General features: G+C 73.6%; 19 protein-coding genes, 1 pseudogene and 1 riboswitch. Of the genes and pseudogenes, 9 read left to right on the top strand and 11 right to left on the bottom strand.

What is annotated here, in order from left to right:
* Positions 1-59: 59 nt before the first annotated feature.
* The 5 genes from QSK45_RS27815 to QSK45_RS27795 form a co-directional block, all read right to left on the bottom strand.
* Positions 60-758 carry a L,D-transpeptidase family protein gene (locus tag QSK45_RS27815; RefSeq protein ID WP_285561640.1) on the bottom strand — a complete coding sequence of 233 codons (699 nt, stop codon included), beginning with the start codon at positions 756-758 and terminating at the stop codon, positions 60-62.
* 850 nt (positions 759-1,608) lie between these two features.
* Positions 1,609-2,523, bottom strand: a complete 915-nt coding sequence (locus QSK45_RS27810; protein WP_285561639.1) for an SDR family oxidoreductase — start codon at positions 2,521-2,523, stop codon at positions 1,609-1,611.
* A 95-nt stretch (positions 2,524-2,618) separates the two neighbouring features.
* Positions 2,619-2,987: a DUF4180 domain-containing protein gene (locus QSK45_RS27805; protein ID WP_285561638.1), complete on the bottom strand. Its 369-nt coding sequence runs from the start codon at positions 2,985-2,987 to the stop codon at positions 2,619-2,621.
* Between the two features lie 28 nt (positions 2,988-3,015).
* A complete protein-coding gene (locus tag QSK45_RS27800; protein ID WP_285561637.1) occupies positions 3,016-3,645 on the bottom strand; it encodes an MBL fold metallo-hydrolase in 630 nt (209 codons plus the stop codon).
* Complete coding sequence (locus tag QSK45_RS27795) at positions 3,645-4,733, bottom strand: S-(hydroxymethyl)mycothiol dehydrogenase (RefSeq protein WP_285561636.1); 1,089 nt, start codon at positions 4,731-4,733, stop codon at positions 3,645-3,647. Before QSK45_RS27795 ends, QSK45_RS27800 begins: the two co-directional genes overlap by 1 nt.
* A 654-nt stretch (positions 4,734-5,387) precedes the next feature.
* Between QSK45_RS27795 and QSK45_RS27790 the strand changes: the two genes are divergently transcribed.
* Positions 5,388-6,170, top strand: coding sequence for an acyltransferase domain-containing protein (locus QSK45_RS27790; RefSeq protein WP_285561635.1), 783 nt, complete (start codon positions 5,388-5,390; stop codon positions 6,168-6,170).
* Between the two features lie 9 nt (positions 6,171-6,179).
* On the opposite strand, the gene QSK45_RS27785 is transcribed toward QSK45_RS27790, so the two are convergent.
* On the bottom strand, positions 6,180-6,485 hold the full coding sequence (locus tag QSK45_RS27785) for a hypothetical protein (RefSeq protein ID WP_285561634.1): 306 nt from the start codon (positions 6,483-6,485) through the stop codon (positions 6,180-6,182).
* Positions 6,486-6,656: 171 nt separating this feature from the next.
* Between QSK45_RS27785 and QSK45_RS27780 the strand changes: the two genes are divergently transcribed.
* Positions 6,657-7,022 (top strand): nuclear transport factor 2 family protein, encoded by a 366-nt coding sequence (locus QSK45_RS27780; RefSeq protein WP_285561633.1) that lies wholly within the window; start codon positions 6,657-6,659, stop codon positions 7,020-7,022.
* Positions 7,023-7,431: 409 nt separating this feature from the next.
* Positions 7,432-7,512, top strand: a riboswitch (ZMP/ZTP riboswitch).
* 25 nt (positions 7,513-7,537) lie between these two features.
* The gene (locus tag QSK45_RS27775; RefSeq protein WP_285561632.1) at positions 7,538-8,398 is read left to right on the top strand and encodes a bifunctional 5,10-methylenetetrahydrofolate dehydrogenase/5,10-methenyltetrahydrofolate cyclohydrolase; all 861 of its coding nucleotides are present in this window, start codon (positions 7,538-7,540) and stop codon (positions 8,396-8,398) included.
* Between the two features lie 224 nt (positions 8,399-8,622).
* Here QSK45_RS27775 and QSK45_RS27770 read toward each other — a convergent pair whose 3' ends face one another.
* Positions 8,623-9,648 carry an alcohol dehydrogenase catalytic domain-containing protein gene (locus QSK45_RS27770; RefSeq protein ID WP_285561631.1) on the bottom strand — a complete coding sequence of 342 codons (1,026 nt, stop codon included), beginning with the start codon at positions 9,646-9,648 and terminating at the stop codon, positions 8,623-8,625.
* A gap of 420 nt (positions 9,649-10,068) precedes the next feature.
* On the opposite strand from QSK45_RS27770, the gene QSK45_RS27765 reads away from it, so the two are divergent.
* From QSK45_RS27765 to QSK45_RS27740, 6 genes are all read left to right on the top strand, one after another.
* A complete protein-coding gene (locus tag QSK45_RS27765) occupies positions 10,069-10,599 on the top strand; it encodes a (2Fe-2S)-binding protein (protein WP_285561630.1) in 531 nt (176 codons plus the stop codon).
* The gene (locus tag QSK45_RS27760; RefSeq protein WP_285561629.1) at positions 10,596-12,977 is read left to right on the top strand and encodes a xanthine dehydrogenase family protein molybdopterin-binding subunit; all 2,382 of its coding nucleotides are present in this window, start codon (positions 10,596-10,598) and stop codon (positions 12,975-12,977) included. The genes QSK45_RS27765 and QSK45_RS27760 overlap by 4 nt, the downstream gene beginning before the upstream one ends.
* Positions 12,974-13,828: an FAD binding domain-containing protein gene (locus QSK45_RS27755; protein WP_285561628.1), complete on the top strand. Its 855-nt coding sequence runs from the start codon at positions 12,974-12,976 to the stop codon at positions 13,826-13,828. The genes QSK45_RS27760 and QSK45_RS27755 overlap by 4 nt, the downstream gene beginning before the upstream one ends.
* A 15-nt stretch (positions 13,829-13,843) precedes the next feature.
* On the top strand, positions 13,844-14,719 hold the full coding sequence (locus tag QSK45_RS27750; protein ID WP_285561627.1) for an AAA family ATPase: 876 nt from the start codon (positions 13,844-13,846) through the stop codon (positions 14,717-14,719).
* A 5-nt stretch (positions 14,720-14,724) separates the two neighbouring features.
* Positions 14,725-15,975: a vWA domain-containing protein gene (locus QSK45_RS27745; RefSeq protein ID WP_285561626.1), complete on the top strand. Its 1,251-nt coding sequence runs from the start codon at positions 14,725-14,727 to the stop codon at positions 15,973-15,975.
* 65 nt (positions 15,976-16,040) lie between these two features.
* A complete protein-coding gene (locus QSK45_RS27740; RefSeq protein WP_285561625.1) occupies positions 16,041-16,760 on the top strand; it encodes an SRPBCC family protein in 720 nt (239 codons plus the stop codon).
* A 177-nt stretch (positions 16,761-16,937) separates the two neighbouring features.
* Here QSK45_RS27740 and QSK45_RS27735 read toward each other — a convergent pair whose 3' ends face one another.
* The 4 genes and pseudogenes from QSK45_RS27735 to QSK45_RS27720 form a co-directional block, all read right to left on the bottom strand.
* Positions 16,938-17,528 carry a GNAT family N-acetyltransferase gene (locus tag QSK45_RS27735; RefSeq protein WP_285561624.1) on the bottom strand — a complete coding sequence of 197 codons (591 nt, stop codon included), beginning with the start codon at positions 17,526-17,528 and terminating at the stop codon, positions 16,938-16,940.
* A gap of 21 nt (positions 17,529-17,549) precedes the next feature.
* Positions 17,550-18,050 carry a metallophosphoesterase family protein gene (locus QSK45_RS27730; RefSeq protein WP_285561623.1) on the bottom strand — a complete coding sequence of 167 codons (501 nt, stop codon included), beginning with the start codon at positions 18,048-18,050 and terminating at the stop codon, positions 17,550-17,552.
* Positions 18,051-18,059: 9 nt separating this feature from the next.
* Positions 18,060-19,070: an SDR family oxidoreductase gene (locus QSK45_RS27725; RefSeq protein WP_285561622.1), complete on the bottom strand. Its 1,011-nt coding sequence runs from the start codon at positions 19,068-19,070 to the stop codon at positions 18,060-18,062.
* Positions 19,071-19,326: 256 nt separating this feature from the next.
* Positions 19,327-22,358: pseudogene (locus QSK45_RS27720) on the bottom strand (FAD-binding and (Fe-S)-binding domain-containing protein).
* Between the last annotated feature and the right edge of the window lie 64 nt (positions 22,359-22,422).

Here is a 22,422-nt window from a genome sequence, read left to right as displayed (position 1 = left end):
GAGCGACGACGCGACGCCCGCTCGGAACGCGCGCGGAGCACGCGCGGACGATCGGACGCTCAGGTGCCGGGCTTGCGGCCGTACACGAAGACATCGTCGCCCGTCCGCAGCAGCGACCAGTACTTCTTGGCGTCCTTGGGGGTCATGTTGACGCAGCCGTGCGAGCCCGGCGGGTTCCACATGCTCAGGCCCACCGAGTGGAAGGCCTCGCCGCCGTTGAAGAACTGGCTGTAGGGCATCGGCACGTCGTAGAGGGTCGAGACATGATGGAGGTCACGCCAGTAGACCTTCGTGAGGCCGGTGCGGGTGACGTACCCCTTGCGGCCGGTACGCACGGGCACGGGACCGTAGACGAGCTTCTTGCCGTCCTGGATCCAGCTGAGCTGGTGCGTCAGGTCCACACAGGCGATGCGGCCCTTGTTCACCGGGCACTTGCCGCTCTTGTTCGGGTTCTTGCCGATGGCCTTCTGCTGGTTCATCAGGTCCATGACGCCCCAGGTGACGGGCCCGGCGTAGCCGATGGTCGGCGTGATGCCGTGCTTGGCCTGGAAGGAGCGGATGGCCTTGCAGTCGGCGGCGGACTGGCGGCCGTCGACCGGCCGGCCGAGGAACTTCTCCACCTGTTTCTGGTACGGGCCCGTCGAGGCGGTGCAGTAGCTCGCGGCCTGGGCCGGTGCCGCGGTGAGGGCGAGTGTGAGCGGCGCCACCAGGCCGGTCAGGCCGAGGGCGACGACACCTCGTCTACGTATGTCCCCCATGAGGGCTCTTCTCCTTGTCCCCGGTTCGCGGGTGTTTTCGTGCGCGATTCCCACGATCTCGGACAAGTAGACCCGAGCGGGCACGCCAGGGTTGTGGTTCTGGTCACGCTGTGACGAAACGGTGAACTTCCTCACGACGGAGCCGGCCGCTGGGGGGCCTGCGGCCGTGGGACGAGCAGCAGGGGCTGGGCACTCCGGTGCGGGCGCGCCGGTGCCGAAGGACCGGTCGAGGTAGTCGGGCACGGCCCGACGCCGGTGAGGTCGGTGCCGAAGAGCCGGAAGGCGCGCCGGTCGAGCGCGCCGAGGAGGATCCGCAGCCGGTCCTCGGGATCCTCCGGTCCACGCCCAGGGCGACGGTGACGTCGAGGCCGCGGACGACGTCGTGTCCGAGGGCCGCGGCCGGGCCGCCGAGCGGCGGCTCCCAGGGGTGGTGGGTGTGCGTGCGCAGAGAGCCGACGAGGTCGCGGGCCGGGCGAGCGGCCACGTACCGGCGGGCGAGCCGGTCGGTCGTCCGGCCCACGCTGCCGCGCTCCCTGACCGGCTCCACCAGCGTCTTCGCCGTCGGGTACCGGAACCCCATCGACATGTGCCCCACGGCCTCCCGCACGCGGCGGCCCGCGCACGGACCGGGCGCGTCCCGCCGTGCGGGAGCCAAGGCATCGGAAGATTTGGCCAGTTCGAGTCGTTCGGCAGCGGTGCGCGCGGCGATGTCCGGTGCTTGCCCCGTTCCTCGACCGAGCGGGAGCCGGGGCAACCGCTGCGGGACCGGGACACGGACCATGCTCGAACGCCTCCGCACCGAGGCCGGACTCCCGCCACACCCGCCGTGGCGGTCCGCTCGGACTCCCGGTCAGCGGTAGCCGGTGGTGTCCGCCGGGCGGCCCGCGTCCTGGACCTCGACCAGATAGCGCCAGGCGTCGGGGCGGCTGCCGTCGAGGTCCGTGAAGCCGTACTCCCGGGCGAGGCCGCCGCTGGAGAGGGACTGCCCGTTGAAGCGGGCCACGGCGGGGTCGGCGGCCAGCGCGGCGACCGCCCGGCCGGTGAAGCGCGGGGTCTCCGAGATGGCGAAGTGCGGTTCGCGGTCGAGGACTTCGCGCCAGTTGTCCTCGCGGACGCCGTACAGGTCCAGCATCAGCTCCGAGCGCATCCAGCCGGGGGTGAGGGCGACGGCGGTGGCGCCGCGCGGGCCGAGTTCATGGCCGAGGGCGAAGGCCATGCGCAGGACGGCGTTCTTGGCGAGGTCGTAGAAGAAGTTCACCCGGTAGGTGTCCCGGTTGTAGGCGGCGGTGCCGTCGGTGACCTCCACGACCAGGCCGCCGGGCCGGCGCAGCAGCAGCGGGAGCGCGAAGTGGCTGGTGACGGCGTGGGTCTCGACCGCGAGGCGGAGGAGCCTGAGCCCGTTGTCGAGGTCGTGCTCCCAGACGGGGGTGTCCCACTCGAAGAGCTTCTCGCCGCCCCAGATGTCGTTGACGAGGACGTCCAGGCGGCCCTGTTCGTCCGCGATGCGGTCCACCAGGTCGCGTACGGCGGACGGCCGCAGGTGGTCGACGGGTACGGCGATGCCGTGGCCGCCGGCCGCGGTGACGAGGTCGGCGGTGTCCTCGATGGTCTCGGGGCGGTCGTACTCGGAGCGCCGGGCGCGGGTGCTGCGGCCGGTGACGTAGACGGTGGCGCCGGCCGCGCCCAGTTCGACGGCGATGCCCCGTCCCGCGCCCCTGGTCGCCCCCGCGACCAGTGCGACCTTGCCCTCGATCGGTTCCGACATGTCCGGCCTCCCGTGCGCCGTGCGTGTGCTGTCGTCCCTCAGCGTCACGCGGAAGCCGGACATCTTCTGTCGGGTTTCGCGGCGCGGATCGATCTCTACCGGGCGAGCCGCTCGGCGAGGGCGTCGCTGTCCGTCAGGAACCACAGCTGGTCGCCCTGGTCGGCCTCGCGCACGAAGTCGCGCAGGGCGTCGCTCGCGTCGATGTGGGCCGCCATGTCACCGACGACGGCGAGCCGCACCCGGTAGTTCGCGAACTTCTGGACGACGGCGCCCGCGACGCCCGACCGCAGCCGGAAGAAATCCTCCGCGATCCGCGCCACGGGCACCTCGACCAGCTGGGCGTCCTGCCCGTAGGCGTCGCCGATCAGGTCCAGCGCCGCGCTCTCGCCGTCCAGCGGCGGGCCGTCGGGAGCGCAGCGCAGGACACGGGTGCCGTGCAGGGTCACGACTGTGTTCTTGGTCATGACCGTGACCCTATGCACGGGCCGGGGCTCAGTGCCCGCGTTTGATCCATTCCTCCAGGTGGGGCGCCTCGGCGCCGATGGTCGTGGAGTCGCCGTGACCGGTGAGGACCTTGGTCTCGGGCGGGAGGGTGAGCAGCTTCTCGCGGATGGACTCGATGATCGTCGGGAAGTGCGAGAAGGAGCGGCCGGTGGCACCGGGTCCGCCCTGGAAAAGGGTGTCGCCGGTGAAGACGGCGCCGAGACCGGGGTCGTAGAGGCAGACCGCGCCGGGCGCGTGCCCGGGGGTGTGCAGCACGGTGAGGTCGGCGCCGGCCGCCTCGATGACCTGGTCGTCCACGAGGAGCCGGTCCGGTTCGCGGTCGGGGTGGGTCATCCGCCACAGCGTCAGGTCGTCGGGGTGCAGCCAGATGACCGCGCCGGTGCGGTCGGCCAGTTCGGGCGCCGCGTCGATGTGGTCGTTGTGGGCGTGCGTGCACACGATGGCGGTGAGCCGCCGGTCGCCGACGGCCCGGACGATGGCTTCGGCGTCATGGGCGGCGTCGATGACGATCGCCTCATGGTCGTCGCCGACGATCCAGACGTTGTTCTCGACGTCCCAGGTGCCGCCGTCGAGGGTGAACTGGCCCGAGGTGACGAGCCGTTCGATACGGGCGGTCATCAGAGCACCACCACCGAGCGCAGTACGTCGCCCTGGTGCATGCGCTCGAACGCCTTCTCCACCTCGTCCAGTCGGATGGTCTCGGTGACGAACGCGTCGAGCGGCAGCCTGCCTTGCAGATGCAGGTCGATGAGCATCGGGAAGTCGCGGGAGGGCAGGCAGTCGCCGTACCAGCTGGACTTCAGGGCGCCGCCGCGGCCGAAGACGTCCAGCAGGGGCAGTTCGAGCTTCATCTCGGGGGTGGGCACGCCGACGAGGACGACGGTGCCGGCGAGGTCACGGGCGTAGAAGGCCTGCTTGTACGTCTCCGGGCGGCCGACCGCCTCGATGACGACGTCGGCGCCGAAGCCGCCGGTCAGCTCGCGGACGGCCTCGACCGGGTCGCTCTGCCGGGAGTTGACGGTGTGGGTGGCGCCCAGGGCGCGGGCCTTCTCCAGCTTGCGGTCGTCGATGTCCACGGCGATGATCTTCGCCGCGCCCGCGAGGTGGGCGCCCGCGACGGCCGCGTCGCCGACGCCGCCGCACCCGATGACGGCGACCGAGTCGCCCCGGCCGACCTCGCCGGTGTTGATGGCGGCGCCGATGCCCGCCATCACGCCGCAGCCCAGCAGGCCCGCGACCGCCGGGGAGACGGACGGGTCGACCTTGGTGCACTGACCGGCGGCGACGAGGGTCTTCTCGGCGAACGCGCCGATGCCGAGGGCGGGGGAGAGTTCCTGGCCGGTGGAGGCGAGGGTCATCTTCTGCTTCGCGTTGTGGGTGTTGAAGCAGTACCAGGGGCGCCCGCGCAGACAGGCCCGGCAGTTGCCGCACACCGCACGCCAGTTGAGGACCACGAAGTCGCCGGGCGCCACCTCGGTGACGCCGTCGCCGACCGACTCCACGACACCGGCGGCCTCATGGCCGAGGAGGAAGGGGAAGTCGTCGGAGATGCCGCCCTGCTTGTAGTGCAGATCGGTGTGGCAGACGCCGCAGGCCTGGACGCGTACGACGGCCTCGCCCGGCCCCGGATCGGGCACCACGATCGTCTCGACTCGTACGGGCTCGTCCTTGCCCGGTGCGATCACGCCGCGTACTTCCTGCGCCATGGTCTGGTTCCTTCCATCGAGTGCTTACGGTGCAGACCCTACGCGCGTCCGATCGGCGGCGGGACGGGCCACGGCGGTGATCGTGGATCTTTCCCCCGGTGGGCAGTCACGGACGCGGCGGTGCGGCTCCGGCAGCCGGTCGCGGGCGGCACGGTGGCGGCGGGCGGCAGGTTCGTGAGCGTCACCGAACGGCGCGGTCTCACAGGGACGCACCACCGTGCGTACCTTCCTGACCAGGGATTCGCCCTCGCTGTCGCCGCCGTCGCGGCGCTCGCCCGCCTCGGCGGCGTGCGGGGGCGACGGCCGGTCTTCGGCGGCGTACCGGGACGCCTCGGGCTCCGCCGCCTCCGGCTCGGTCCCGGCACCGCCGCGTGTCGCCTCCGGCAGGGCGGCCGGGCCCTCGCGGGTACGTCACGGCGGGTGCGGCGGCCGGGTGGCGCGGTGCCCGATCCGGCGCGGCCGGGGGGCGGTGCCCATGCCGCCGTCCGGCGGCCTTCCCGGCGGCAGCTCCTCGCCCACCCGCCCGGCGCCCGGGGCTTCTTGTGAATCGCGCAAGAACGCGCCCGCCGACGACGTCCGATGATGGCGATTCCTTTGCGCGGTGCGGGAACCCGCCCGGTGTGTTCCCTTACCCGGCCGTGCCTGCATGGAGGCATGTTCGCCGATGGCCGCGAGGGACGTGTCGCATTCCTGTTCTCGGCCGGCGCCTCGCCGGGCCCCGGGACGGTCCGTGAACTCGCGGCGGCTCACCCGCTGTTCGCCGAGACGTTGGACGGGCTGTGCGCGCGCCTCGATCCCTATCTCCAACTGCCTCTGAAACGCGTGATGTTCGCGGATCCCGGCACCCGGACGTCGGCGCTGCTGGGGCGGGCGCCGTTCGCCGGCCCCGCGCTCTTCGCGCTCCAGGTGGCGCAGTACCGGCTGCTGCGGAGCTGGGGCGTGCGGCCCGATGTCCTGTTCGGGCATGCGGCGGGGCGGATGGCCGCCGCGCACGCCGCCGGGGTCCTCTCGTTCGCGGACGCCTGCCATGTGGTCGGGGCGCTGGCCCGGTTGCCGGGCGGTGCCCCGGGCGAGGCGCCACCGCGGTCGGCCCTCGCCGCCTGCGGCCGTGCGCTCGCCGCGCTCCGCCTCTGCCCGCCGCGGATCCCCCTCGTCTCCGACGTCACCGCCCGCCCGGTGACCGCCGAGGCGATCGAGCCGGGGTTCTGGCTGCCGGGCCCACCGACCCGGCGGTTCGCCGATGCAGTCGCCCTGCTGCACCGCAACGGGGTGCGCACCTGGCTGGAGCTGGGCCCGGAGGACACCCTCACCCGCGCGCTCCCCGGCTGCCTCCCGCCGGGCACCGCCTCCGCCCCGGGCTCGGCCTACGCCGTGGCCAGGGACTGGGCGGTGCTGGAGGCGGGCGGCGGCCCGGGACCCGGGAACGCGCCGGCGTGAGGCGCCGGCTCAGGCCTGGACGGCCGGCAACAGGCCCGTGACCGGGGCCACGATGTCGGTGACCTGGTGGAGTTCGCTGAGCTTGTTGAGTTCGCTGACCTGGTTCAGGGCCTTGAGCTGTTCGGAGACCGCGGGCATCTCCGCCTGCTGTGCGGCCGGGAGACCCCCGGCGGCGAGCGTGTCCAGCGTGGTCATGGGGTTGATCCGCCCGGTGTGCGCGGCGCTCGCGTCCGCCGCGTTGGCGAGGGGCGCGGCCAGGCCCGTGACCCCGGCGGCGAGACCGAGGACGGCGACGATACGGCGTGTTGAGATCATGCTCTCAGCAACGCCCGCGCCCCGGGCCGGACACGGGCGGCGGCCCCCGCTCACCCGTGAGGCGGAGCGCGTCCCGTGCGCTTGCCGAGGCCGCCGGGCCGGAGGACGCTCGAAGACGGGGCCCGCACGGTCCGCCGCGCGCCGGGCCGCGAGCGCCTGAAGGAGGTCACCATGGGCACCGCGACAGGCTCTGGCTTCGACACCGAGGCACTGCGTCGAGGCATCGAGGGGAACACCGGGAACACACTGCTGGCCCTGTACGCGGACGACGCGGAGATCCGCATCGTCGACCGCAACACCCAGCCCAGCCACCCCAAGGTCCTGCACGGCCGTGGCGAGATCGCCGAGATGCTCGACGACATCTACCGCCGCGACATGATCCACAAGCTGGAACGGTGCGTGGTGCAGGGCGACCACGCCGCGTTCACCGAGTCCTGCCAGTACGGGGACGGCACCCGCGTCCTCGCCGAGTCCATGATCACGCTGCGGGACGGGAAGATCGCCGAGCAGATTCTGATCCAGGCATGGGACGAATAGGCAGGAGATTCGCCAGGATCCAGGTCAGCTCGCGGCTGACCTGGACTTTCTCGGCCCGAGCGATGGTGGGACGGGCGCGGCCTCGGCGCCGGGGGCCGGTGTCGGCGGCGAGTGTGCCGGTGACGACGGCGGTGGTGCGGTCGGTGCTGAAGTCGGCGCGGGTGCGGCCGCGTACCGCGCTGCCGCGGGTCCCCCGTCGGCGGCGCGGCGGGGCGCGGTGAAGCGGCCCTCCCGACGCGGCGGGACGCGCCGGGACGTGAGCCGAGGCCGGTCTTCGCCCTTGGTCGCGGGATCGGCGCCGGAAGGCGGGGGCTCGGCGCGGCGGGGCGCGGGCCCGGACGTCGTAGCGGAGCGGACGTGGGTGTGGTGACGGCCGGGCCTCGGCGCCGTGCGCGCCTCGGTTACGCTGTACGCGGGCCGTGACTGGCGCTGAGGTGGAGAACCACCGGGGAGCGGTCCGTGGTGGTTGCCGCGCGCCTGGGCGAGAGAATCGATCCAGCTCAGGAGTGTGCCGCATGACCCAGGCCCGTCTCATGGACGGAACCGCCCTCGCCCGCCGCATCGTCGAGGACACCGCGCGCAGGGCCGCGGAACTCACCGCGCGGACCGGCGTCGCGCCCTGCCTCGCGACCGTGCTGGTCGGCGAGGACCCGGCGTCCGTGACCTACGTCCGGATGAAGCAGAACCGCTGTCGCAAGGCGGGCATCACCTCCCGGCACGTGGCCCTGCCCGCCAGCACGACCACCGCCGAACTCGTGGGTACCCTGCGGGAGTTGTCGGCCGATCCGACGGTGCACGGGATCCTGCTCCAGCATCCGGTGGGCGACCACGTCGACGAGCGGGCCGCGTTCGAGGCGATCGCGCCGGAGAAGGACGTCGACGGGGTCACGTTCGCCTCCTTCGCCACCATGAGCTTCGGCCTGCCGGGCTTCGTCTCCTGCACGCCGGGCGGCATCCTGCGGCTGCTGGACGAGTACGGGGTCGACCCGGCCGGTAAGCGGGCCGTGGTGGTGGGCCGCAGCGCGATCCTCGGCAAGCCCGTGGGCATGCTCCTCCTGGCCAGGGACGCGACGGTGACGTACTGCCACTCGCGCACCCGGGATCTGTCGGCGGCGGTCCGCGAGGCCGACATCGTCGTCGCGGCGGTCGGCCGGCCGCGGCTGATCCGGGGGCAGGACATCAAGCCCGGCGCGGTCGTGATCGACGCCGGCTACAACGCCGGGAACGTCGGCGACGTCGACTTCGACTCGGCCGTCGAGCGTGCCTCGCTGATCACCCCGGTGCCGGGCGGCGTCGGCCCGATGACGATCGCCACGCTGCTGGAGCAGACGGTGACGGCGGCGGAGGCCGCGGCCGGGGAGCCCGAGGCGGCCTGAGGAAGCAGGAACCCGGACCACACACGCCGGCACCGAGCACCGGACGAAGACGACGGCCGGGACCACCGCCGGGGAGCCCGAGACCGCCCGAGGAAGCAGGAACCCGGACCACACGCGCCGGCACCGAGCACCGGTCGGCCGCCACCCGGAACGGGCCACCCGGCACGGTTCACGGTCCGGGCCGCCGGGCCCCCTGGCCGCCGGGCCCCCTCACCGTCACCCGTTCACCCGGTGGTCAGCACCATCCGGAACCTCGCACCCCCCGACATCATCTTCCGGTACGCCTCGTCCGCCTCCCCGAGCGGCACCTTCTCCGTCATGGGCCGGATGCCGTGCAGGACGCTGAAGGCCATCGTGTCCTCGATGTCCCGCGAGGTCCCGGAGGGATGGCCCCGGACCACGCGCCCCGCCATGAGGAGTTGGTTCGGGTTGATGTCGAGGGGGGCGACGTCCGCGCCGATGACGACCAGTTCGCCGCGGTGGGTGAGGCCGTCGACCGTGGCGGAGATGGCCTCGGAGTTGCCGGCCGTGGCGAGGACGACCTTGGCGCCGCCGAGGGCCTGGAGCGCCTCGGCGACCGGGGTGGCGGCGGTGCTGTCGACGTAGTGGTGGGCGCCGAGTCGCTTGGCGAAGTCGGCCTTCTGGGGGCCGCGGGCGATCGCGACCGTCTCGAAGCCCATCGCCGCCGCGTACTGCACCCCCAGGTGCCCGAGGCCGCCGAGGCCGAGCACCGCGACCAGGTCACCCGGGCGCCCCGCGCTGCGCCGCAGCCCGTTGAACGTGGTCACGCCGGCGCAGGCCAGCGGCCCGGCGTCGCTCGCGGCCAGCGCGCCGGGGATCCGGGCCAGGGCGTCCACGGGCGCGATCACCTGCTCGCCGAAGCCGCCGTCGTAGGCCCAGCCCGGCACCTTGAGGTTCTCGCACACGATGAAGTCGCCCTCGCGGCAGGCCCGGCAGTGGCCGCAGCTGCCGCCGAACCAGCCCACGGCCACCCGGTCGCCGGCCTGCCACCCGCGGTCGCCCACTCCCTCGCCCAGTTCCTCGATCCGCCCGGCGATCTCGTGTCCGGGCACCTCGGGGAACGTCACGCCCGGCACCGCCGCGCTGACGAACAGCGCGTCGCTGTGGCAGACGCCGCACGCCTCGACCGCGATCCGCACATGACCGGGGCCGGGCCTCGGCACCTCGCGCTCGACCAGCTCGAACGTGCCGTTCGCCGCGGTCACTTGGGCGACTCGATAGCTACTCATGGATCTCTCCGGAGAAGGGTTCGCGAGCGACGGGAGGCGGCCGGGCCGCGGGTGAACGGGCGCGACGGCCGCCGCTCCCCCGGCGCCTGCCGGGACGGCCTGACCGGGCGGCGACGACGGCCCGCCCTCCCCAGCAGACCAGTTCCGGCCCGATCACGCGCGTCGAACGTCCCGGAGCCGGGCACCGGGGCCGGCCCCGGTGCCTGGGCCGCCTGGTCGTGCGGCCGAGGACTCCCCCTGTGACGCTGGGTAACGCTCGTCATACGGACAGCGCCACAGAGCGCTCCCGCATCGGCAATGGATTAACCCTCAACCGATCCGTGCCGCAGCGCTCGCCGGGTCCACACCCCGGTCATAGAGTGACCTACATCACGCCGGACCGGCTGATAACGACTCCTGCCCGCACGGTCTGGAGGGCGCATGACCCACATCAAGGTGAATGTCGACGGCACGACCTACGAGGACGACGTGGAGCCCCGGCTCCTGCTCGCCCACTATCTGCGCGACCGCCTCGGTCTGACCGGTACCCCGATCGGCTGCGACACCTCCAGCTGCGGGGCGTGCACGGTCGAGCTGGACGGCGCGACCGCCAAGAGCTGCTCGGTGCTGGCCGTCCAGGCGGACGGGTGCGCGGTGACCACGGTGCAGGGCCTGGCGAAGGACGGAGAGTGGACGGCGCTTCAGCGCGCTTTCCACGAGTGCCACGGACTCCAGTGCGGCTACTGCACCCCGGGCATGATCATGGCGGCGCGCGACATGCTCCGGGAGAACCCGCACCCCACCTCCGAGGAGGTGCGCGGGGCCCTGGAGGGCAACCTCTGCCGCTGCACCGGCTACCAGAACATCGTCCGCGCGGTGCTCGCCGCGTCCGGACAGCAGGACGGCTCGGGACCCGCGTCCCGTGCACAGGACACCCCCGGACGGCAGGTCAGCGAGGAGGTCACGGCATGACCGATCAGGCCGTAGCGGGCGAGGCCGAGGCCGGGCGGGAGGTCGGCCGCTCCCGGCTGCGCAAGGAGGACGCCCGGCTGCTCACCGGCCAGACCAACTGGACCGACAACATCCAGGTCGCCGGGCTGCTGCACCTGGCCATCCTGCGCAGTCCGATGGCGCACGCCCGCCTCACCCGTGTCGATGTCGCACCCGCGCTCGAACGCCCCGGGGTGCTCGCCGCGTTCAGCGGCGCGGATCTCGCCGAGGGGCTCGGCTCGCTGCCCTGCGCGTGGCCGGTGACGGAGGACATCGTGCTGCCCGACCATCCGCCGATCGCGGTGGAGGAGGTCCGTTACGCGGGCGACCCGGTGGCGGTCGTCGTGGCCCGCGACCGGTACGCGGCGGCCGACGCGCTGGAGGCGATCGAGGTCGACTACGACCCGCTGCCGCCGGTGCTCGACCTGGAGGCGGCGCTGGCCGAGGGCGCCCCGCTGGTCCACTCCGACAAGGGCACCAACCGCTGCTACACCTGGCCGCTGACCACCGGCGAGCCGTTCGACGCCGTGCGCGAGCGCGCCGAGGTGACGGTCAAGCGGCGCTACCACCAGCAGCGGCTCATCCCCAACGCGATGGAGCCGCGCGCGGTCGTCGTCACCCCGCTCGCCGCCTCCGGCGAGTACACCGTGTACTCGGCCACCCAGATCCCGCACATCCTGCGGATCATGCTGGCCACGGTCACCGGGATCCCGGAGCACAAGCTGCGGGTGATCGCCCCGGACGTGGGCGGTGGCTTCGGCTCCAAGCTCCAGGTGTACGGCGAGGAGGCCCTGGCCCTCGCGGTCGCCCGCAGGCTGGGACGGCCGGTGAAGTGGACCGAGTCCCGCTCCGAGGGCTATCTCGCCACGCACCACGGGCGCGGCATGATCCAGGACATCGAGGTCGCGGCCACCCGCGAGGGCCGGCTGCTCGGCCTGAAGGTGGACCTGATCGCGGACATGGGCGCCTATCTGATGCTGGTCACGCCGGGCATCCCGATCCTGGGCGCGTTCATGTACCCGGCGATCTACAAGATGGACTCCTACGAGTTCAACTGCACCGGCGTCTTCACGACGCGCACCCCGACCGACGCCTACCGGGGCGCCGGCCGCCCGGAGGCCACGTTCGCCATCGAGCGGATCATGGACGAGCTGGCCGTCGAACTGGGCCTGGACCCGGTGGAGCTGCGGCGCCGCAACTGGATCCGGCGCGAGGAGTTCCCGTACACCACGATCGCCGGACTGACCTATGACAGCGGCGACTACGAGGCGGCGACCGCGAAGGCCCTGAGCCTGTTCGGCTACGACGAACTCCGCGCCGAGCAGCGTCGGCGCAACGAGCGCGGCGACCCGGTACGCCTCGGCATCGGCGTGTCCACGTTCACCGAGATGTGCGGTCTGGCACCGAGCCGCGTGCTGCGCGACCTCAGGTATGGCGCGGGCGGCTGGGAGGCGGCGAGCATCCGGATGCTGCCCACCGGCAAGGTCGAGGTGGTCACCGGCACCAGCCCGCACGGGCAGGGCCACGAGACCTGCTGGAGCCAGATCGCGGCGGACGTGCTCGGCGTGCCGTTCGAGGACGTCGAGGTGCTGCACGGCGACACCAAGTCCTCGCCGCAGGGCATGGACACCTACGGTTCGCGGTCGCTGGCCGTCGGCGGCGAGGCCGTGCACCGGGCGGCGACCACGGTGGTCCACAAGGCCCGCAGGGTCGCCGCGCACCTGCTGGAGGCGAGCGAGCAGGACCTGGAGTTCCGGGACGGCGTGTTCTCCGTGAAGGGCTCCCCGGAGGCGCGCAAGTCCATCCAGGAGATCGCCTTCGAGGCGTTCACCAACCACGACCTGCCTGACGGCGTGGAACCGTCCATCAACGCGGAACACGTGGTCGACCCGGAGAACTTCTCCTTCCCGCACGGCACCCACCTGTGCGCGGTCGAGGTCGACACGGAGACCGGGTACACGAAGATCAGGTCGTACGTCTGCGTCGACGACGTCGGCCACGTGGTCAACCCGATGATCGTCGAGGGGCAGGTGCACGGCGGGCTCGCGCAGGGCATCGCGCAGGCGCTGTACGAGGAGGCCGTCTACGACGACGAGGGCAACCTCGTCTCCGGCACCATGGCCGACTATCTCGTGCCCTCGGCCGCCGACCTGCCGGAGTTCGTGACCGACCGGACGGAGACCCCCGCGTCGTCCAACGCGCTCGGGGTCAAGGGGGTCGGGGAGGCCGGGACGATCGCCTCGACGCCCGCCGTGGTCAACGCCGTCGTGGACGCGCTGCGGCCGTTCGGCGTGGACGACGTACGGATGCCCTGCACCCCCGAACGGGTGTGGCGCGCGGTGAGGGAGGCGACGGCATGATTCCCCCGGCATTCGAGTACGCCCGTCCGCAGACCGTCGAGGAGGCCGTACGGCTGCTCGGCGAGGCGGGCGACGAGGCGAAGGTGCTGGCCGGCGGCCAGAGCCTGCTGCCGCTCCTGCGGCTGCGCCTCGCCTTCCCCGAACTCGTCGTGGACGTGGGCCGGATCCCCGGCCTGCGCGGGGTGCGCGAGGACGGCGACACGCTGGTCATCGGCGCGCTCACCACACACCACGACGTGGTCCGCGATCCGCTGGTGCGCCGCCACGCCGGGCTGCTGGCGGCCGCCACGGCCACCGTCGCCGACCCCGCGGTCCGCCACCGGGGCACGCTCGGCGGCTCGCTGGCGCACGCCGACCCGGCCGGCGATCTGCCCGCGGTCGTCCTGGCGCTGGACGGCGAACTGGTGGCGGTCGGCCCGAACGGCGAACGCACGGTTCCCGCCCGGGAGTTCTTCGTCGACTACCTCCAGTCCGCCCTCGCCCCGGACGAGGTGCTGGTGGAGGTGCGGGTGCCCAAGGCGGACGGCTGGGGCTTCCACTACGAGAAGTTCCACCGGGTGGCGCAGTCCTGGGCGATCGTCGGCGTCGCGGCGATGGTGCGGCGGGAGAACGGGCACATCGCCGAGGCGCGGGTCGGCCTGACCAACATGGGCGCGACCCCGCTGCGGGCGGCCGCGGCGGAGTCGGCGCTGGCCGGTGCCGACGGGCCGGAGGCGGTGACGCGGGCGGCGCGGTCGGCGGCCGAGGGCGCGCAGCCGGGGCAGGACGCGTCGGCCTCGCCCGACTACCGGACGCATCTGGCACAGGTGCTGACCAAGCGGGCGGTGCTGACCGCGGCCGGGATGGGGTGAGCGCCGATCACCCGGATGGACGGCCCGGAGCAGGTGCGGGCCCGCCTGGAGGAGACGGGGTACCTCGTCGACGAAGGGCTGGCCGTCACCTGCTACCTGGCGCTGAGGCTGCACCGGCCGCTGTTCTGCGAGGGCGACGCGGGCGTCGGCAAGACCGCGCTCGCCTCCGCCCTCGCCGAGGCACTGGACGCGCCGCTGATCCGGTTGCAGTGCCACGAGGGCATCGACGCCTCGCAGGCCCTGTACGACTGGGACTTCCCGCGTCAGCTGCTGCACCTGCGGGCGGCGGAGGCGGCCGGCGTCAAGGACGCGGACCGGTTGGAGAGCGAGCTGTACGACCGGCGCTTCCTCATCGCCCGACCGCTGCTCCAGGCGTTGCAGACGCAGCCGTCGGTGCTGCTGGTGGACGAGATCGACCGGGCCGACGACGAGTTCGAGGCGTTCCTGCTGGAGCTGCTGTCCGAGTACGCGGTGACGATCCCGGAGCTGGGCACGCTGCGGGCGGAGGTGCCGCCGGTGGTCGTCCTCACCTCCAACCGGACCCGTGAGGTGCACGACGCGCTGAAGCGGCGGTGCTTGTACCACTGGTTCGACCATCCCGGCTTCGCCCGTGAACTCGCCATCGTGCGCCGCCGGTTGCCGGGAGTGTCGGCGCGCCTCGCGGAGCAGGTCACCGCGCTCGTCCAGGCGCTGCGCGGCGCGGACCTGGTGAAACCCCCGGGCGTCGCGGAGACCATCGACTGGGCCGAGGCACTGGACGCGCTGGGTGCCACCGAGGTCGACGCGGAACTCGCGGTCTCCACACTGGGTTCGGTCCTGAAGTACCGGGAGGACACGGACCGGGCCAGAGGGCTCGATCTGGCCGCGGTACTGGCGGCGCGAGGAGTGTGAGCGCTGTGACCGGCGACGGGCGGGAGGAGGCACGGGGGGCCGGGTTCGCGGGTCCGGGACCGGCGGGGGCCGACGCCGTACTGCTGGGTTTCGTACGGGCGTTGCGCGCGGCGGGAGTCGACGCGAGCACAGAGCGGGCGTACGCCTTCCTGCGCGCGGTGTCCGTGCTGCGGCCCGGCGTGCGGGCGGATGTGTACGCGGCGGGGCGGGCGACACTGTGCGGCGGGCCGGACGATCTGGAGCGGTACGAGCGGGTGTTCGCCGCCTACTTCGGTACCGTCCAGGGGTCCCCCGCGCGGCCGACGGTGCGCACCCCTCCCCCGCCCCGGCCGCGGCTGCGCGCGAGGGACGTGCCGGACGGCAGCCGTGCCCCCGGCCCACGCGACCCGTCGGGCCCGCCCACCGCCGCGCTCGCCAGCTCCACCGAGGTGCTGCGGCACCGTGACGTCGCCACGCTGGACGCCGGTGAGCGGGCCCAGCTCCAGCGGTTGCTCGCGGCGTTCGCGCTGCGCGGCGAGGCGCGGCGGTCGGCCCGGCGGCGGCCCGCGCGGCGCGGGGACGTGGACCCGCGCCGTACCGTCCGCGAGCTGCTGCGGCGCGGCGGCGAACCGGCCCGGCTGCGCCGGCACGCGCGCGTGGACCGGCCGCGCCGGGTGGTGCTGCTCGTGGACGTGAGCGGCTCGATGGCGCCGTACGCGGACGCGCTGCTGCGTTTCGCCCACGCGGCCGTACGGGGTGGCCGTGCGGAGGTCTTCACCATCGGCACCCGGCTCACCCGGGTGACGCGTGAACTCTCCCATCGCGACCCGGACCTGGCGATGGCGGCGGTCGCGGCGGCGGTGCCCGACTGGCGCGGCGGCACCCGGCTGGGCGAGCTGCTGCGCGAGTTCCTGAACCGGTGGGGGCAGCGGGGCATGGCGCGCGGCGCGGTCGTGGTGCTGCTGTCCGACGGCTGGGAACGCGACGATCCCGCGCTGCTGGGCACCCAGATGCGCCGGCTGCACGCGCTGGCGCACCGGGTCGTCTGGGCCAACCCCCGCAAGGCGCGTCCGGGTTACGCGCCGACGGCCGCGGGGATGGCGGCGGCGCTGCCGAGTGTGGACGAGTTCGTCGAGGGGCACAGCCTGGCGGCGCTGGAACGGCTCGCGGCGGTGGTGCGCGGGGCGGAGGCCGGTGCGGTGCCGAAGGCGGGGGTCGGTGACGGGGCGGTGCCGGTGGCAGGGGCTGAGCCTTGGTCCCCGATGGCTGAGCCTTGATCCCCGATGCCGATTCCCGACTCCTGATCCCTGATTCCCGATTTCCGCTTCCCAAGGAGCAAGTCATGGAGATGCACCACGAGTTCACCGTTCCGGTGCCGGTCGATCGGGCCTGGCCCGCGCTGCTCGACATCGAGCGGGTCGCGCCGTGTCTGCCGGGCGCGGTGGTGGAGGAGTACGACGGCAAGACCGTGACCGGCTCGGTGAAGGTCAAGGTCGGCCCGGTGACGGTGACGTATCGCGGTACGGCGGTGTTCGAGGAGCAGGACGCGCGGGAGCACCGGATGGTGCTGGTGGCGAACGGCCGGGAGACGCGCGGGCAGGGCACGGCCAGGGCGACGGTCACCGGCACGCTGACCGAGCGGGACGGCGGTACGGCGGTGTCGGTGCGGACCGACCTCACGGTGACGGGGCGGCCCGCGCAGTTCGGGCGCGGCGTGCTGGCGGAGGTGGGCGACCGGCTGGTGGGCCAGTTCGCCGACTGCCTGGCCTCCCGGCTGGCGGAGCGGCCCGGTGCGGCCACCGGGGCGGCGGGGATGGGCGAGGAGGCGGCGGGAACCGGGGAAGCGGCCGGAGCCGGGAAGGCGGCGGGGGCCGGGAGGGCGGGGGCGCCCGAGGCACGGCGTGCCGGGGAGGAACCGCCCCCACTGGACCTCCTGCGCACCGCCGGGGTGCCCCTGGCCAAACGCGCGGCACCGATCGCCGCGGCCCTCGCCGCGCTGGTCGTGGTGGTGCTGCGGCTGCGGCGACGCGGGCGGGGCCACGGGCGCAAGCGGCGCGGGTGAGGACCGCCGACGGGACTCACCGAGCCCCGGTGGCACGACCTGGGGCAGCCAGGCCGAACCGGCACCCTCGAACCGCGGGCCACACGGTGAACACCGGTACGAGGGGCACGGGCGCGAGCGGTCTCGGCCCGTGAGGGAAACGGCCTCGACTCGTACCGGAAAACGGCCGGGCCGCGCCTACTCGGGGTCCCCGGCCACCCGCGCGTGCAGATGCTGGTCGTGCCACCCGTCCGCGTGCAGCAGCGCGCCGCGCATCGTGCCCTCGGCGGTGAAGCCGGCCTTCTCGGCGACCCGGCAGGAGGCGGGGTTGCGGGTGGAGTGGCACAGCCGCAACCGGTGCAGGCCCAGGTCGTCCAGGGCCCAACGGGCCAGGCGCCGGGTAGCGGTGACGGCGAGACCGGCGCCGCGGGCCTCGGGCAGCAGCCAGTAGACGAGTTCGGCGGCGCCGCCCGCGAGGTCGATGTCGTTGAGCCCGATCAGTCCGATCACGACGCCGCCGGGGCGGGCGATGGCCCAGACGGCACCGGTCTCGCCCCGCCACCGCTCGTGCATCCTGGCGATCCGCTGCCGGGCGTCGGCGTGGTCGGCCACCGTGAACAGGTTCCACTGCCGGATCGAGGGGTCCCGCGCGGCACCGAGCAGCACACCGGCGTCGTCCGGGTGCCAGGGCCGCAGCTCTAGGCCCTCGGCGAGATCGAGAACGGGTTGCCCGCCGTCGGCCATGCGGCCCGCGGGTACGACGTCGGGTATCCCTGCGCTGGAGATCATCCGGCGATGATCGCACGCGGGCTACCGTCGCGGCAGCCGATGCAGGGTCACCCCGGTGAGCGCCCCGTCCCGGACTTCGGCCGTCAGATAGGTGCAGTGGGGCTGGCGGCGGCGGTCGGTCGGCGAACCGGGGTTGAGCAGCCGCAGCCCGCCGGGCGCCGTGCTGTCCCAGGGGATGTGACTGTGCCCGAACACCAGCACGTCCAGGTCGGGGAAACGGGCGGCACAACGGGTCTCGCGCCCCTGCGCCGCCCCCGTCTCGTGCACCACTCCGAAGCGCAGACCGCCGAGTTCGGCGTACGCCACCTCGGGCAGGCGCGCGCGCAGCTCGGGCCCGTCGTTGTTGCCGTACACCCCGACCAACCGGCGGCTGCGGCTCTCCAGCAGATCGAGCGTGGCGGCGTCCACCCAGTCCCCGGCGTGGAACACGACGTCCGCGCGCGGGAGTTCGGCCAGCAGCTCGTCCGGGAGCCGCTTGGCGCGCCTGGGCAGGTGGGTGTCGGACATGAGCAGGAGGCGCACGGCCCCAGCCTAGGCCGCGGAGCGCGTCAGGCGGCGGACGCCCGCGACGGCGGCGAGGGTGGCCGCGCCCGCGCCGAGGGCGGTGGTGCCGGGATGGCGCAGGAGGGCCTCCTGCCAGGAGTGGGCGTGGGCCTCGTCGTCGAAGGCTCCGTGGGCGCCGTGGTCGTCGGCGGGGGCGCGGTCGGCGGGGGTGAAGAGGTTGTCGTCGCCGGTGGGCGGGACACGGTCGGTCTGCTGGGCGTCGTAGCCGGTGCGGGCCAGGTAGCGGTCGAGGAGGGCGGGGAAGAGGCGGTTGGCCCAGATGGTGGCGGCGGTGGAGCCGCCGATGTAGTACTGCTTGCGGTGGGGATGGTCGGCTGCGTACACGACGCCGCGGGCGGCGACCTCCGGCTGGTAGATCGGCGGGACCGGCATGGGGTGCCGGCCCAGGCGGGAGCGGACCCAGTCGAACTGCGGGGTGTTGACGGCGGGCATCTGGGCGATCGTGAGGTGCACCCGGCTGCCGCGGTGCAGGAGTTCGGTGCGCAGGGACGAGCTGAAGCCGTTGACGGCGTGCTTGGCCCCGCAGTAGGCCGACTGGAGCGGGATCGAGCGTTCACCGAGCGCGGAGCCGACCTGCACGATGGTGCCCCGGTCGCGTGGGAGCATCCGGGCGAGGGCGGCGCGGGTGCCGTTGACGAAGCCCAGATAGGTCACCTCGGTCACGCGCCGGTACTCGTCCGCCGTGATCTCGTCGAACGGCGCGAAGACGGACGCGAAGGCGCAGTTGATCCAGACGTCGATCGGTCCGAACTCCCGCTCGGCGTCCGCCGCGACGCCCTCCGCCTGCGCCGGGTCGGCCATGTCGGCGGGCCGGACGAAGGGGCGGCCGCCGAGCGCCGTGACCTCGTCGGCGGCCGCCCTGAGGCCGCCCTCGCCGCGCGCGACCAGGACGACGTTGGCGCCGCGCCGTCCGTAGCGGCGGGCGGTGGCGCGGCCGATCCCGGCGCTGGCGCCGGTGATGACGACGGTCGTGGACATGGTCGGTTCCCTTTCCTCTTCGGTGAGTTCCTTTTCGGTGAGTTCCTCCTCGGCGAGTCCCTTTTCGGTGACGTTTCGGTGAGGAGGACGCCGCCGAGGAGCGGCCGCTCGATGCGGACATGGTCCTGGAACCGGGTACGGCTCGGCGCGTCGGTACGGCGGCTCCCGGGACTCCCGATCCCCGATCTTCACGGCCCCGGTGCGGACGGCGGTGTCGCGCGCGTCGATGGCGGGCCGGTCGCTCATGCGGGGCTCCTCAGGCGCGGCGCCGCAGCAGGCGCAGTCCGAGGGCGGCGCCCGCGGGGAGGGCGGCGGCCGTCGCCCAGCGGGCCGCGCGGGATGGCGGTGAGGGGCGGTCGGCCAGGCGCTCGGGGCGGTCGCTCGGCAGGTTGCCGTCGAGGGCGAACGCCAGCGCCTCGGCGAGGTGCAGGGCGCGGCGGCCGGTGCCCCCCTCCTCGATCTGGGTGCGGCAGCTGAAGCCGTCCGCGAGGAGCAGGCTGTCGGGGGCGGCGCCCCGGACGGCGGGCAGGACTCCCTGTTCGGCGACGGCCATGGACACCTCGTGGTGGCCGCGTTCGAAGCCGAAGTTCCCGGCGAGTCCGCAGCAGCCCTCGTCGAGGACGTCGGCGTCGAGGTGGGCGCGCTCCATCAGGGCGCGGTCGGCGTCGTCCTTCATGACGGCGTGCTGGTGGCAGTGGGTCTGCACGACGGCCCGGCGGGCGAGCCGGGGTGGCCGCCAGTCGTCCGGGGCGTGGTTCACGAGTTGTTCGGCGAAGGTGCGGACCTGTCCGGCGAGGCGCTGGACGTCCTGGTCCGCGGGGAGCAGTTCGGGGGCGTCGGCGCGGAACACCGCGGTGCAGGACGGTTCGAGCCCGACCACGGGGGTGCCGGCCTCCAGGTAGGGCGCGAGCGTGCCGAGGGTGCGTCGCAACACCCGTTTGGCGGTGTCGAGTTGGCCGGTGGAGATCCAGGTCAGGCCGCAGCACACCGGTTCCGTCGGGACGGCGACCCGGAATCCGGCGTCCTCCAGGACTCGGACGGCCGCGCGCCCGACCGCCGGGTGGAAGTAGGTGGTGAAGGTGTCGGGCCACAGCAGGACCGTGCGCGGGTCGGCCGGGTCCGGCGGCTCCCCGTCGCGGGCCCGCCACCACTGCACGAAGGACTCCTCGGCGAACACGGGCGCCGCACGGGCCCCGTCCACACCTGCCAGCAGCTTGCCCGCGCGGGCCAGACCGGGCGCGTGCAGCGCGGAGTTGACCAGGGACGGCGCGGCGCGGGACAGCCGGGCCCAGAGCGGCAGCCATCCCAGGGCGTAGTGCGCGGCGGGCCGGGGGCGGCCCTCGTAATGGTGCGCGAGGAACTCCGCCTTGAGGGTGGCCATGTCGACGCCGGTCGGGCAGTCGGACTTGCAGCCCTTGCAGGCCAGGCACAGGTCGAGCGCGTCGCGTACGGCGGTGGAGCGCCAGCCGTCCCGGATCGCGGAGTCGGCGTGTCCGTCGAGCATCTCGAACAGCAGCCGCGCCCGGCCGCGCGTGGAGTGCTCCTCCTCCCGGGTGGCCCGGTACGAGGGGCACATCACCCCGCCCGAGTGGCTGCGGCAGTTGCCGATGCCCACACAGCGCAGCACCGCGCGGGTGAAGGAGTGCTCGTCGTCGGGGAAGCCGAAGTGGGTGTCGGGGGTGGCCGGCCGCCAGTCGGCGCCGAGGCGCAACTGCCCGTCGACCGGCTGGGCCCGCACGACCTTCCCCGGGTTCATCCGGTCGTCCGGGTCGAAGAGTGCCTTCAGCTCGCCGAAGGCCGTGACCAGCCGTTCGCCGAACATCCGGGTCAGCAGTTCGCCCCGGGCCTGCCCGTCTCCGTGCTCGCCGGACAGCGAACCGCCGTAGGAGGTGACGAGGTCGGCCGCGCGCTCCAGGAAGCGGCGGAAGTCGGCGACGCCCTCGGCGGTCCGCAGGCCGAAGGGGATGCGGGTGTGCACGCAGCCCTGCCCGAAGTGGCCGTACAGGGAGGGGTGGTCGTAGTCGAACTCCTGGAACAGCCCCTTGAGGTCGCGCAGGTAGTCGCCCAGGCGCTCGGGCGGCACGGCGGAGTCCTCCCAGCCCTCCCAGGTCTCCCGGTCGTCCGGGGGGCGCGCGGTGACGCCGAGTCCGGCCTCGCGGGCCTTGAGCATCTTCTGCTCGCGCTCTGGGTCGTCGGAGAAGGCGATGTTCGCGTCCTTCTCGTCGCGGCCGACGGCGCGGAGCAGGGCGTGGGCCTGCTCGTCGACATCCTCCTGGCTGTGGCCGCTGTACTGCACCATCAGCCAGCTGTCGCCCCGGGGAAGGATGTTGAGGGAATCGAGGTAGGCTCCCTCCTCGCGCATCAGCTGGGCCATGCGCCCGTCCAGCGCCTCCAGCTGGGTGGGCGAGCAGTGCTCCAGGAGGCGGGGGACGTCGTCGGCGGCGGCGCAGATGTCGTCGTAGCCGAGGACGAGCAGCGACTGGTACGGCGGCACGGGCACGAGGTCGAGTTCGGCGCGCAGTACGGTCACGAGGGTGCCCTGGCCACGTCGAAGCCGTTCTCGGGCAGCAGGGAGTCGAGGTTGTAGCCGGAGACCCGGCGCGGGATCCTGGGGTAGCCGCGGCGGATGTCGGCCAGGTATTCGGTGGCGATGCGGTCGAGGCCGGCGTAGATCCCGGCGAGCCGGCCGCCGCCGGCGATGATCCGCGCCCGCTCGGCCGGCGGGGTGGGCCCGACCCAGGCGCGCTGCCCGTCGTAGGTGAGGATCTCCAGGCGCCGGACGTTGTCGACGGTCTTGCCATAGGCCTGGGCGGAGGCGCCGCAGGAGTTGTTCCCGATCATGCCGCCGAGGGCGCAGTGGCTGTGGGTGGACGGCTTGGGTCCGAACTGGAGCCGGTGGCGGGCCAGTCGGTGGTTGAGTTCGTCGAGGACGATCCCGGGCTCCACCACGCAGGTGCGCCGCTCGGCGTCCACGGTGATCAGGCCGGTGCAGTACTTGCTCCAGTCGATCACCACCGCGGTGTTGGTGGACTGCCCGGCCAGGCTGGTGCCGCCGCCCCGGGACAGGACGGGGGCGTCGAAGCGGGCGCACACCGCGACCGCGCGGGCGCCCGCCTCCACCGTGCGCGGGACGACGACACCGAGGGGCACCTGCCGGTAGTTGGAGCCGTCGGTGGCGTAGGCGCCGCGGCTGCCCGCGTCGAAGCGGATCTCGCCGTCCACCTCGGCGCGCAGTGCCGCGGCCAGCGCCGCCATGTCGCCCGTGCCGCCCATCTCACCAGAGGTCATCCGTACTCCTCGCGTCCGCCTGACCGCTTCTCGGGCCGAGCGCCGAGTACCCCGGGAGTTATTC

This window comes from Streptomyces hygroscopicus subsp. hygroscopicus, assembly GCF_030269125.1.
Lineage (GTDB): Bacteria > Actinomycetota > Actinomycetes > Streptomycetales > Streptomycetaceae > Streptomyces > Streptomyces hygroscopicus_C.
This window is presented reverse-complemented; position numbering and strand designations above follow the sequence as displayed.

What these genes read in the sequence shown, in the direction of transcription:
- QSK45_RS27815 (WP_285561640.1), bottom strand. Translation starts at nt 758, where the DNA reads ATGGGGGACATACGTAGACGAGGTGTCGTCGCCCTCGGCCTGACCGGC.
- QSK45_RS27810 (WP_285561639.1), bottom strand. Translation starts at nt 2,523, where the DNA reads ATGTCGGAACCGATCGAGGGCAAGGTCGCACTGGTCGCGGGGGCGACC.
- QSK45_RS27805 (WP_285561638.1), bottom strand. Translation starts at nt 2,987, where the DNA reads ATGACCAAGAACACAGTCGTGACCCTGCACGGCACCCGTGTCCTGCGC.
- QSK45_RS27800 (WP_285561637.1), bottom strand. Translation starts at nt 3,645, where the DNA reads ATGACCGCCCGTATCGAACGGCTCGTCACCTCGGGCCAGTTCACCCTC.
- QSK45_RS27795 (WP_285561636.1), bottom strand. Translation starts at nt 4,733, where the DNA reads ATGGCGCAGGAAGTACGCGGCGTGATCGCACCGGGCAAGGACGAGCCC.
- QSK45_RS27790 (WP_285561635.1), top strand. Translation starts at nt 5,388, where the DNA reads ATGTTCGCCGATGGCCGCGAGGGACGTGTCGCATTCCTGTTCTCGGCC.
- QSK45_RS27785 (WP_285561634.1), bottom strand. Translation starts at nt 6,485, where the DNA reads ATGATCTCAACACGCCGTATCGTCGCCGTCCTCGGTCTCGCCGCCGGG.
- QSK45_RS27780 (WP_285561633.1), top strand. Translation starts at nt 6,657, where the DNA reads ATGGGCACCGCGACAGGCTCTGGCTTCGACACCGAGGCACTGCGTCGA.
- QSK45_RS27775 (WP_285561632.1), top strand. Translation starts at nt 7,538, where the DNA reads ATGACCCAGGCCCGTCTCATGGACGGAACCGCCCTCGCCCGCCGCATC.
- QSK45_RS27770 (WP_285561631.1), bottom strand. Translation starts at nt 9,648, where the DNA reads ATGAGTAGCTATCGAGTCGCCCAAGTGACCGCGGCGAACGGCACGTTC.
- QSK45_RS27765 (WP_285561630.1), top strand. Translation starts at nt 10,069, where the DNA reads ATGACCCACATCAAGGTGAATGTCGACGGCACGACCTACGAGGACGAC.
- QSK45_RS27760 (WP_285561629.1), top strand. Translation starts at nt 10,596, where the DNA reads ATGACCGATCAGGCCGTAGCGGGCGAGGCCGAGGCCGGGCGGGAGGTC.
- QSK45_RS27755 (WP_285561628.1), top strand. Translation starts at nt 12,974, where the DNA reads ATGATTCCCCCGGCATTCGAGTACGCCCGTCCGCAGACCGTCGAGGAG.
- QSK45_RS27750 (WP_285561627.1), top strand. Translation starts at nt 13,844, where the DNA reads ATGGACGGCCCGGAGCAGGTGCGGGCCCGCCTGGAGGAGACGGGGTAC.
- QSK45_RS27740 (WP_285561625.1), top strand. Translation starts at nt 16,041, where the DNA reads ATGGAGATGCACCACGAGTTCACCGTTCCGGTGCCGGTCGATCGGGCC.
- QSK45_RS27735 (WP_285561624.1), bottom strand. Translation starts at nt 17,528, where the DNA reads ATGATCTCCAGCGCAGGGATACCCGACGTCGTACCCGCGGGCCGCATG.
- QSK45_RS27725 (WP_285561622.1), bottom strand. Translation starts at nt 19,070, where the DNA reads ATGTCCACGACCGTCGTCATCACCGGCGCCAGCGCCGGGATCGGCCGC.